Here is an 11559-nt window from a genome sequence, read left to right on the forward strand (position 1 = left end):
TTATTCCTCATTCTTTAATATATCAATAGCAGCACTAAGCTGATTGTCGGAATCAGTTCCTATCTTTGCACCTTCATTTAAATCCACCTCTAAATCAGGCTTTATTCCTACCTTATGTAAGTCATAACCTGACGGAGGATAGTAATGCTGTGTAGTAATTTTAACTGCCGTACCGTCTCCAAGTGGAAGTACATTTTGTACTATACCCTTACCGAATGTGGTTTTTCCTACCACTGTACCCCACTCAAAGTCTCTGAATGTGGCTGTAAAAACTTCCGATGCGGATGCCGAGTTCTCATTTACAAGTACAACCATAGGAATCTTTAACTCATGACTTCCGTCAGAATAATACTCCTCTCTTTTTCCGTACTTGTCTTCCGTATATAAAACCAATCCGTCAGGCAGTATATAATCAAGCATATCCACCACCTGATCAAGCAATCCTCCCGGGTTTCCACGAAGGTCCACTATCAGCTTTGTCATTCCCTGTGACTGCAACGACTCTATATTTGATTTAAACTGCTCCGAGGTAACCGCATCAAACTGACTTACAGCTATATAGCCGATATTGTTATCAAGCATTTTACCTGCTACGGTCTCCACCTCTATAGATCTTCTTGTAAGGTCAAGTTCAACTTCTTTTCTTTCATCACCTCTGAGGACTGTCATTTTAAAACTTGTGCCCTCTTCACCTCTGATTTTGGTCTTTACAAGTATATCCATATCCGTTCCGGCAACTTCTTCACCGTCTATTTTATAGATAATATCTCCGACCTGAAGCCCCGCATCATTTGCCGGACTGTTATCAAATATCTTTACAATGGTGATAATCTTGGTATTCGGATTTTGTGAAACCACGGCACCAATACCTGAGTACTTACCCTCGGTATCTTCATTGAGCGCCTTGTATTCCTCCTTTGTATAATATACCGTATAAGGATCTCCAAGTCCGTTCATCATTCCGGCGTAAATACCGTCTTCCAACTTTGTCATATCTTCATCAAACAGAAAATACCTGTCTATGATATTTTGTAAAACCGATGTCTTTTCTTCTATTTTTTTATAGTCCAGCTTACTGTTTCTCTTTAAAAACAGCGAAAGTACATTTCCGTTATTGAATGCAAAAGCAAATCCTACATATACCAAAACAAACGATGTCATGATTCCCAGAATAAATCCTATAACCCCGTTCATTCTCCCTTTTCTTTTTTGATTTCTTTCCCGATTCCTATCATCTCTTAGGCCGGAACCGTTTGCACCGGCTCTTCCTTGTTGTCTTTCATTGATATATTTCTCATAGTCATCTATTTCACGATGCTCAAACATATAACACCTCCATTTTCTCTATCCCCTACTATATCACACATTAAAAATAAAGGGGAGATATAAATCTCCCCATATACTAATTTATTAAATTTTATTTTCAAACTTAGTAGCCGAGTTTATCCATGTATGACATATACTTTACAACCATCAATGCGATCTTAAAGGTGATTGCATCCTCAAACATTCTAAGGTCAAGTCCTGTACTCTTTTGAAGCTTATCCAAACGATATACCAAAGTATTTCTATGGATAAAGAGCTGTCTTGATGTTTCGGATACATTCAGACTGTTTTCAAAGAATTTGTTGATTGTAGTAAGTGTCTCTTCATCAAGATCCTCAGGATTCTTTCCGTCAAATATCTCCTTGATAAACATCTTGCAAAGAGGTATAGGTAACTGATAAATAAGTCTTCCTATTCCAAGTCTTGAATATGCAACAATGTTCTCTGCAGCATAGAATATCTTACCTACATCAAGTGCCATCTTAGCTTCTTTATAAGACTTTGACACCTCTTTGATCTCATTTACTATAGTTCCGTAAGCAACTGTAACGTTCAAGATTCCGATAGAATTAAGCTCATCTATAACAGATCTTGCCACCCTGTCCAAATCCTCGTATGCAGATCCTTCCTTCATCTCTTTTACAAGAATGATATCTCTCTCATCAACAGCCGTAACAAAGTCCTTATTTCTTGATGCAAAAAGAGCTTTTACAGCTTCAAGGCTTGATACATCTCTCTCATTCTTTGTTTCAATGATATATACCACTCTTCTTACAGTAGTCTCGATATGTAATTTCTTTGCTCTGTTGTAGATATCTACAAGCAGCAAATTGTCAAGCAAGAGATTCTTTATAAAGTTGTCTTTATCAAATCTCTCCTTATACGCTATAAGAAGGTTCTCTACCTGGAATGATGCCATTCTTCCCACCATATAGGTGTCATCGGTTGTTCCCTCAACCATAAGAACATACTCAAGCTGATGCTCATCAAAAATCTTAAAAAACTGGAATCCTCCTATTGCCTGAGAGTCTGCGAGAGAACTCGCAAATGTACTTACCTGTAATCCGTAAGTATCGGCCTCGGCAAAAGTTGTTGCTAAAACCTTACCCTCAATGTCACAAACACAAAGTTCTGTTCTCGTAATACTCTTTAAACCATCTATGGTATTTTGAAGAATCTGGTTTGAGATCATATAATTATCTCCTTTACTCTATTACTTTTCTCTACCATCTCATACAAAAATCAGAATGAGACAGTCATTAATCAGCCGTCATATTTGACAACAATTAATTTTCGAATCCGATCTGCTCTAAATACCTGATAGCAGATATTAACAAGTTTCACATAAATAATAATGCATTATCACAAGTAAATCAATAGGAAATACGATTTTTTTAATTTGTTTATGTAATTTTGCCCATACATAATAGGGTATACGAGTGTTCTATTAAAAATTTACCATATCTATAAAGAACGTCATGTGCCGTTTTCACTTATTGTAGATATTATATAAAAACTTTAAAAGTTTATTTCACCGGTAAATACATACTCGGCCTTACCTCTCATATATATCTCATCACCGACAAGACTGATGTCAAGATTTCCTCCAAGCAGGTGAACTCTTACGGTAGTTTCACATAATCCTCTTTTCATTGTGGCAAACGCACTTGCACATGCTCCCGTGCCGCAGGCAAGAGTTTCTCCGGATCCTCTCTCCCATACTCTCATATGAATATTCTTTCTGTCTTCTATATAGATAAATTCGGAATTTACCTTTTGCGGAAATCTCTCATGTTTCTCATAGTACTCGCCGACATTTTCAAGATTCATCTCTTTAAGTTCTTTCAAAGAATCTACATAATATACGGCGTGCGGATTTCCTATATCCACTCCTATAAACTCTTTCTCTTCACCGTTTATCAATATCTTCTCAGGAAAATCCGATGTAATTTTTGCCTTGCCCATATTTACATTAATATATTCGGCAACACCGTCTTTTGGTTCCACTTCAATGTACTTAATGCCTGCGCCTGTTTCCATGGTAAACTTTTCAGACTTCACATAGCCATGGTCGTATACATATTTTGCCACACATCTTGAGCCGTTTCCACACATAAGCCCCCTACTTCCGTCGGCATTGTACATATCCATCTTTACATCCGCTATATCCGAAGGGCATATAAGTATCAGACCGTCACTGCCGATACCGAAATGTCTGTCACTTACCTTTATAGCAACCTCACTTGGATTTTCCACCTTTTCCTTGAAGCAGTCCACATATACATAGTCGTTTCCCGCTCCCTGCATTTTTACAAACTTCATAAAATTCTCCATCTATATTTATTCCTTACCACCATATAACAAACAAATCTTTTTTGCCGTATTGATAATGGTTTCTCCGTTTTTCATACTGCTGATCTGCAAATATTTATGCGCCTCAGGCTCTGTCATATTCTTATACTTTATCAAAAGTTCCTTGGCTTTTTGTATAGCCATAAAATTCTTGCTGCCACGCTCTTCCTGCTTTTTCTTTCTTTTTCTCTCATAATAAAGTTTATCCGATATTTCACTCACCTTTTTTACCAATTCTATTACTTTAAAAGGCATCGGTAAAAAGTTTATATCTTCATCCGGGTTTTCATCAAGCTTACCGGGTGAACATACCAGCAAAAGCTCGCAGGTTTCATTCATATTCTCCTTAATCTCCATATATTGCATATCATTAAGCTGATAAGCACAGACCACAATGCCATAATCAATATCGTCAGACAGATTTATTGCCTGAGCACCTGATGCCACCACTCCGACAATAGAATATCCGTTTTTTATCAAAATCGACCTCAAAACCTTGCTGTCACTAGGATTTGGAAATGCAATGATTATATCTGACATCACTGTCCTTTCTCCTTGATTAAAAACTAAAAAAGTTCTTTACTAGAATCTTTCCAGATATTTCTTAATCTCCCAGTCTGTTATAGCATTGTTAAATTCGTTCCACTCGATTTTCTTTGCCTCTATGTACTCATCAAATATTTGAGCTCCAAGTTTTTCCTTCACAAAATTTGAATTTTCAAATTCATCTATTGCCTCACTTAATGTATCCGGAAGCTTTTTAATAGTATAATTTTTTCCCGAGTACATATTTTCATTAATGGCATCTTCAAGCTCCATATTATTTTCAATCCCGTCAATTATTGAATATATCAGCATTGCAATACAAAGATACGGATTTGTAGCGGAATCCGGGCTTCTAAGTTCAAGTTTTATCTGATTGTTTCTTTCTGTCGGTATTCTAAGAAGAGCACTTCTGTTTGAATTTGAGCTCCACGACACATATACCGGTGCATCAAAATTCGGCTTCAATCTCTTATAAGAATTTACCAAAGGATTATTTATAAGTGATAATTCCCTTGCATGATGAAGAATTCCCGCAATTGTTGATTTTGCCTTTGAACTTAGCATTGCATTATCTTCAAATATATTTTTTCCGTTATCGTCAAAGACGGAAATTTTAAAATGCATTCCGCTTCCGTTTTCATTCTCAAAAAGTTTCGGCATAAAGGAAGCACTGAGACCATGTCTTTTTGCCAAAGTTTTTACCGCCATTCTGAATGTCTGAATGGCATCGGCACATTTTAGCGCATCCTGATCCGTAAAATCTATCTCATGCTGAGCCTTTGCTATCTCATGATGTGAAGACTTTATCTTTATACCCATCTCTTCCAAAGTCAGCACAATATCTCTTCTGATATTTTCAGACATATCAAGAGGTCCGATATCAAAATAGCTGGCCTTTTCCTTTACATTCAAACTCACTTCACCTTTATCATCAGTGTTAAGCAAAAAGAATTCGCACTCGGCTTCAATAAATATATTAAGTCCCGACTGCCTTGCTTTATCATATGCATCAAGTAATACTGCCCTCGGGTCAGCTTCAAAAATGCTTCCGTCCGTTCTGTGAATATTGCAGATAAATCTTGCAACCTTTCCCTGCTGCGGCCTCCATGGAAATATACAAAAGGTAGAAAGATCCGGATGCAAATACAAATCCGAATCTTCTATAGGTGCAAATCCCTTCACACTTGAACCGTCAAAAAGGATCCTGTTTTCCATGGCATCCTCAAGCTGGCTTGCAGTTATTGCGATATTTTTCAAAGTTCCGAAAATATCGGTAAACTGCAATCTGATAAATTCTACATCTTCCTCTTCAACTATGGCAAAAATCTCTTCCTTCGTCATTGCTCACCTTTTCTTTAAAACTTATTAAGCACCCTTTTTAACCTTTCGAGTGCATCATCAACATCTTCTTTTGAAATAATAAGCGGCGGGATAAATCTCAAAACATTGCTTCCGGCATTGATAAGTACCATCTTCTCATCAAGAAGCGCATGCTTTATAATATCGGCCACAGATCTGTCAAACTCCATACCGAGAAGCAATCCCTTTCCTCTGACTTCCTTTATAAAAGGATATTCCTCTACCATACCCTCAAGTTTTTCTTTGAGATAATCTCCCACTGCTTTTACATTTCCTGTTATGTAATCTTCCTTAAAGATATCCAGCACCTTGGATACCACCGCACATACCAAAGGATTTCCTCCATATGTGGAACCGTGATCTCCCGGCTTTAATACATCGCTTGCCTTACCCGATGTCAAAAAGGCACCTATAGGCACACCGTTACCAAGTGCCTTTGCCGCCGTCATAACATCAGGCTTGATGCCGTATTCCTGCCAGGCAAAATACTGTCCTGTTCTTCCCATTCCACATTGAATCTCATCAAAAATCAGTATCAAATCATGTTCATCTGTAAGCTTTTTGATACCCTCAAGGAACTCTTTCGTTGCAGGATGAATTCCACCCTCACCCTGTACCGTCTCAAGTATTATAGCACAGGTTTTGTCACTAACAAGTTTTTTTACAGACTCTATATCATTATATTTTGCAAATTTTACTCCGGGAATCAGCGGATAAAAGTCCTCTCTGTAATGCTCATTTCCCGTTACCGAAAGCGCACCTAGGCTTCTGCCGTGAAAGCTTCCTTCCATAGCGATTATTTCAAATCTGCCGCCGGTTATTGTACCGTATTTTTTTGCAATCTTTATTGCACCCTCTATAGCCTCGGTACCTGAGTTTGTAAAAAACACCTTTTCCATCCTACTGATTTCAATAAGCTTTTCTCCGGCCTCTATAACAGGCTCATTATAAAAATAGTTTGATATATGCCAAAGCTTATCAGCCTGAGCCTTCAGGGCTTCATTAACTCCCTTATAATTATATCCCAGTCCCTGCACCGCAATGCCTGCAAAGAAATCCAGATATTCATTTCCGTCGGTATCAAAAAGCTTTATTCCGTCACCGTGGTCAAATACCACCTGATACCTGTTATATATCTTTAATAATAATTGTTCGGCACAATCTATTGAATCTTTCATCTTCATAACTGATCTCCTACTATCATGGTACCTATACCCTTGTTTGTAAACATCTCAAGCAAAAGGCAATGTGCAACCCTGCCGTCTGCAATCGTCACCCTGTTTACTCCGTTTTTTACAGCATCCACACAGTTTGCAAGCTTCGGCAGCATACCTCCGCCCATCTGTCCGTTTTCTATAAGCTTTTCAATCTCGCTTATACTTATCTTTTCTATCAAGCTACTCTTGTCATTAAAGTCCTTGTATACACCTTCAACATCTGTAAGAAATGCCAGTTTCTCGGCCTTCAAAGCCTTTGCAACAGCACATGCCGCATCGTCAGCATTTACATTGTAGCTTGTATACTCCTTATCAAAACCTACAGGGCATATAACAGGTAAAAAATCTTTTTCCAAAAGGTCAAAGATAATATCGGGGTTTACCTCACTCACTTCTCCGACCAGACCTATATCCTCTCCGTCCACTTCCTTTTTATGGCAATGCAAGAGTGAGCCGTCCTTTCCGCTGATACCTACAGCCTTCATTCCAAGCTCTTCTATCATCTGTACCAGCTCTTTATTCACTTTATTAAGTACCATTTCCACAACTTCCATGGTTGCATCATCTGTAAATCTTAACCCGTTTACAAAATGAGGTTCAATATTTACTTTTTCAAGCCATTTGGAAATCTCCTTGCCTCCACCGTGGACTATAACAGGCTGCATACCTACAAGCTTTAAAAGCACTATATCCTGTATTACCTTTTTCTTTAAGTTCTCATCAAGCATTGCGGAACCGCCATACTTTACAACCACTATCTTTTTATTAAACGCCTGTATATACGGCAGTGCCTCAATAAGAGTCCCCGCCTTTTCAAGTAATTTATCCATAAAACACCTCTTTAGCTTCTGTAGTCCGCATTTATTTTTACATAGTCAAATGTCAAATCACATCCCCACGCCGTTGCACCAAAATCTCCCATGTTTAACTTTATCAAAGCTCTGACTTCCTTTGCAGATAATATCTTGGTTGCTTTTTCTTCATCAAAGCCTACAGATACACCGTCCTTATATATCAAAATCTTTCCGTTTTCACTCTCAAAGTAAAGCTCCATATTGTCGGGATCAAACTTTTCGCCGCTGTAGCCAAGCGCACAAAGAATTCTTCCCCAGTTGGCATCATGTCCGAATATTGCCGCCTTTGTAAGTGATGAGGTAACTACAGATTTTGCCAAAGTTCTTGCGGTCTCCTTAGTCTTTGCTCCCTCTACCACCACTTCAAAAAGCGCTGTTGCTCCCTCACCGTCTCCTGCAATCATCTTTGAAAGAGAGGTTGTAACGAAATTCAGATTGCTTTTAAATACCTTATATTCCTCACTGCTTTCACAGACTATCTTTTCATTATCCGCAAGTCCGTTTGCAAGTATTATAAGAGAATCATTTGTGGATGTATCTCCGTCCACGCTTACCATATTGAAGGTATCCACCACATCATCTATGAGCGCCTTTAATAAAAGCTCCTTTGAGATGTTCACATCTGTTGTGATAAATCCGAGCATCGTGCACATATTCGGATGTATCATCCCCGAACCTTTGCACATAGCTCCCATCTTTACAGTCTTTCCGGATATTTCAAACTCTATCGCGATTTCCTTTGAAACTGTATCCGTAGTCATTATGGCCTTGGCCGCCTCATTGGCAGCCTTTTCACTCTGCTCCAAAGAATTTGAAAGAGATTCTATTCCGGCGCAAATCTTGTCTATAGGAAGCTGCATACCTATAACACCTGTGGATGCCAAAAGTATTGAATTCTCTTCTACTCCCAGTTCGGATGCCACTTTCTTTGCGCTCTGCTTACAATACTCCATCCCCTCATCCTTGGTGCAGGCATTGGCAATACCTGAATTTATAACTATTGCATTTACATAAGTCTCACTGTCCGTTATTTTTCTGTCCCAAAGTACAGGTACCGCCTTTACAAGATTTGTGGTGTAGACTCCTGCAGATATTGCAGGAACTTTGGAAAAAATCATAGCCATATCTGTTCTGTTTTTATATTTTATATTCGCCTCTGTTGCACTTGCCAAAAAACCATTCGGTGCACATATTCCGCCATTTATTATCTTCATAAATTCTCCTTATATATTGTTAAGATTAAATATACTCTTTATGCCAAGCTTTAAGCCTTGTATAGCCGGTTATGCTACAATACTTGATATATTTTCCTCATTCAGTACAAGTTCATAGCTGTTTATATCCTTATTTTGTTTCCAGTTTTGACTCTTCCAAAAAATATTTCCTGCAAGATTTTGCTTGAATGCTATAAGAGTTATCTTACTTATCCCTTCGGCATTTACCCTCTCTATGGCCTCCTTTACCATCTTACCGGCTATATTTTCTCCTCTGCACTTTGAATCCACACATACATGGTAAAATGTCGCCTGTCTGCCGTCATGACCTGAAAGTATGGTTCCGACTATTTGATTATTCTTTACGGCCACAACACTAAGCCCTATATTTCTGTCAAGAAATCTTTTTATATGTTCAAAATCATCATCAACCGCCCTGATTCTGAATCCTTTTATACTTTTCCAAAGAGCCATCACCTCAGTGTAGTCATCTATTTTCATTGTCCTTATTTCTATATCTTTTTTCATCATATTGACATCGGTAAACTTTTTAATCCACATTCTTCATCTATCCCAAACATTAAATTCATATTCTGGATGGCCTGACCTGCAGCCCCCTTTATAAGGTTGTCAATGGCACCGGTCACCACTATCCTGTTTGTCCTCTTATCTGTTACATAGCCTATATCCACAAAATTGCTTCCCTTAACAAATCTTGTTTCTGCATTCTCATTTTTCCTAAGAAGCCTTATAAACTTCTCATTTGCATACTCGCTCTCATAGGCATTTTTTATATCTTCTTCACTTACTCCCGACTTCAATGCGGCATATGCAGTCACCAGAATTCCTCTCATCATAGGAACCAGATGAGGTGTAAAACTAATCACAATATCTTCTCCTGCCGCCTTTGAAAGTTGAGCTTCTATTTCAGGCGTATGTCTGTGGCTTCCGATTCCGTAGGCCTTCATATTTTCATTTACTTCACAAAAAAGGTTGTCAACCTTCGCACTTCTTCCGGCTCCCGAAGTTCCCGACTTTGCATCTATTATAATGCTGTTTTTATCTATCAGCTTATGCTTTAACAGCGGCTGCAACGAAAGTATCGAACAGGTCGGATAACAACCGGGATTTGCAATCAGCCTTGCTTTCTTTATATCTTCACGGTAAAGCTCAGGCAGGCCGTATACAGCCTCTTTTATAAGATTTTTTGACTTGTGCTCAAGCTTATACCACTTTTCATATACATCCACATCTTTTATTCTGAAGTCCGCCGAAAGATCTATTATCTTGGCATTTGAAAGTACCTCATCATTTATATTCTCAGCCAGAAAGCCTTGAGGTGTAGCCGTAAATATAATGTCCGCTTTCTTTGACAGTTCAAAGACATTGTCGTTTTCGCAGATTTCATCTGCATATTTATACATACTTCTAAATACCTTCGAGTAACTCTCGCCTGCAAAGCTCTTTGAACCGAATCCGACTATTTTCACATCATCTCTTTGTAACAACAGTCTAATAAGCTCGGCTCCTGCATATCCTGTAGCTCCGACAATACCTACCTTTATCATAAAAACACCTCTCTTCCTTTCCCACTTTGTTATAATTACTTTTATAGTTTCATAATTATACACTTTTTGTGCATAAAATCAAGGTTTTGTGCATAAAATTTTTTGAACAAAAAATAGTCGAGCAACTTAATAAGAGTACTACTCGACTTTTTGTAATCATATATTTACATTTGATTACAGCAGTGTTATACTAAAAATGTAAGAATATTTATATTCGGAGGTATTAAATATGGCAAGCACACTTATCCAATTTAGAACAGAAGACACTGAAAAAATTAAATCTATACAAATTCTTGATAAACTTGGTCTCACACTTCCGGCATATCTTAAAATGTGTATATCAAGACTCAATCAGGAACAGGGTATTCCATTTAGTATGAAGCTTGATGCCACTGATACTCCCGGAATCAGTGCTATAAAAAAAGCAAGCAAGATTGCAGAGGAATATAATATTTCCGATATGTCACCTGATGAGATAAATGCAGAAATAGCAGAGGCAAGAAAAGAATTATGAAGTATTTCGTTGTTATTGATACTAATGTTCTTGTCTCTGCAGTATTAAAATATAATTCTATTCCGGGAACTATTATGGAATTTGCCTTCAATGGTAAAATTATACCTGTTTTAAATAAAGAAATCGAATCAGAATATAGAAATGTTTTATTGTGTCCAAAATTTCATTTAACGACCGATATCGTGGATGATATTATAAATGAATTTAAACAAAAGGGGCTGTATATTAATGAAAATCATATTGATATAGATTTACCGGATCCTAAAGATGTACTTTTCTACGAAGTTGTTATGGAACAGAGAGAATCAACTCAATCTTGGCTGGTAACAGGAAATATAAAACATTTTCCAAATGAGACATTTATTGTAACTCCAAGGCAAATGCTTGATATTATTTTAAATGAAGATATGGATTAAAATAATTAACTAAAATATTGTACCGTGAATAATTCAGGTTTATTTTTTATTTATCGAAAAATAGTCTTCTGTGTTTCCTTTAAACCTTAATAGCTAACAACTTTATTACCCTCTTTATCTTACATAGTCTCAATCCAATTAAAGCCATACAAAAAAGGACACCTTTTACAGTGTCCTCATTGTCTTAAGCCCT

General features: G+C 37.5%; 12 protein-coding genes. 2 read left to right on the forward strand and 10 right to left on the reverse strand.

Going from position 1 to position 11559, the window contains the following annotated elements; all coding sequences use genetic code 11:
• From HMPREF1495_RS11250 to argC, 10 genes are all read right to left on the reverse strand, one after another.
• Entirely contained in the window at positions 1-1326 is a 1326-nt protein-coding gene (locus HMPREF1495_RS11250) for a S41 family peptidase (RefSeq protein WP_007594351.1), read from the reverse strand.
• A gap of 103 nt (positions 1327-1429) precedes the next feature.
• Positions 1430-2518, reverse strand: a complete 1089-nt coding sequence (locus tag HMPREF1495_RS11255) for a PucR family transcriptional regulator (RefSeq protein ID WP_007594353.1) — start codon at positions 2516-2518, stop codon at positions 1430-1432.
• A 326-nt stretch (positions 2519-2844) separates the two neighbouring features.
• Complete coding sequence (gene dapF / locus HMPREF1495_RS11260; RefSeq protein WP_034214874.1) at positions 2845-3648, reverse strand: diaminopimelate epimerase; 804 nt, start codon at positions 3646-3648, stop codon at positions 2845-2847.
• Between the two features lie 18 nt (positions 3649-3666).
• A complete protein-coding gene (locus HMPREF1495_RS11265) occupies positions 3667-4218 on the reverse strand; it encodes an ANTAR domain-containing response regulator (RefSeq protein WP_034214877.1) in 552 nt (183 codons plus the stop codon).
• A 42-nt stretch (positions 4219-4260) separates the two neighbouring features.
• A complete protein-coding gene (glnA, locus tag HMPREF1495_RS11270) occupies positions 4261-5565 on the reverse strand; it encodes a type I glutamate--ammonia ligase (protein ID WP_034214880.1) in 1305 nt (434 codons plus the stop codon).
• Between the two features lie 14 nt (positions 5566-5579).
• The gene (locus tag HMPREF1495_RS11275; protein ID WP_034214882.1) at positions 5580-6767 is read right to left on the reverse strand and encodes an aspartate aminotransferase family protein; all 1188 of its coding nucleotides are present in this window, start codon (positions 6765-6767) and stop codon (positions 5580-5582) included.
• Positions 6764-7630 carry an acetylglutamate kinase gene (argB, locus tag HMPREF1495_RS11280; protein ID WP_034214885.1) on the reverse strand — a complete coding sequence of 289 codons (867 nt, stop codon included), beginning with the start codon at positions 7628-7630 and terminating at the stop codon, positions 6764-6766. The genes HMPREF1495_RS11275 and argB overlap by 4 nt, the downstream gene beginning before the upstream one ends.
• Positions 7631-7641: 11 nt before the next feature.
• Positions 7642-8868 carry a bifunctional ornithine acetyltransferase/N-acetylglutamate synthase gene (gene argJ, locus HMPREF1495_RS11285; protein WP_034214887.1) on the reverse strand — a complete coding sequence of 409 codons (1227 nt, stop codon included), beginning with the start codon at positions 8866-8868 and terminating at the stop codon, positions 7642-7644.
• A 69-nt stretch (positions 8869-8937) separates the two neighbouring features.
• Entirely contained in the window at positions 8938-9429 is a 492-nt protein-coding gene (locus tag HMPREF1495_RS11290) for a GNAT family N-acetyltransferase (protein ID WP_051402831.1), read from the reverse strand.
• Positions 9396-10436 carry an N-acetyl-gamma-glutamyl-phosphate reductase gene (gene argC, locus HMPREF1495_RS11295; protein ID WP_034214890.1) on the reverse strand — a complete coding sequence of 347 codons (1041 nt, stop codon included), beginning with the start codon at positions 10434-10436 and terminating at the stop codon, positions 9396-9398. The genes HMPREF1495_RS11290 and argC overlap by 34 nt, the downstream gene beginning before the upstream one ends.
• 229 nt (positions 10437-10665) lie before the next feature.
• Between argC and HMPREF1495_RS11300 the strand changes: the two genes are divergently transcribed.
• Both HMPREF1495_RS11300 and HMPREF1495_RS11305 read left to right on the forward strand, forming a co-directional pair.
• A complete protein-coding gene (locus HMPREF1495_RS11300) occupies positions 10666-10950 on the forward strand; it encodes a type II toxin-antitoxin system RelB/DinJ family antitoxin (protein WP_034214893.1) in 285 nt (94 codons plus the stop codon).
• Positions 10947-11366, forward strand: coding sequence for a putative toxin-antitoxin system toxin component, PIN family (locus HMPREF1495_RS11305; protein WP_034214895.1), 420 nt, complete (start codon positions 10947-10949; stop codon positions 11364-11366). The genes HMPREF1495_RS11300 and HMPREF1495_RS11305 overlap by 4 nt, the downstream gene beginning before the upstream one ends.
• Positions 11367-11559: the final 193 nt, after the last annotated feature.

Source organism: Lachnoanaerobaculum sp. MSX33 (assembly GCF_000512995.1).
In the GTDB taxonomy this organism is placed as follows: domain Bacteria; phylum Bacillota; class Clostridia; order Lachnospirales; family Lachnospiraceae; genus Lachnoanaerobaculum.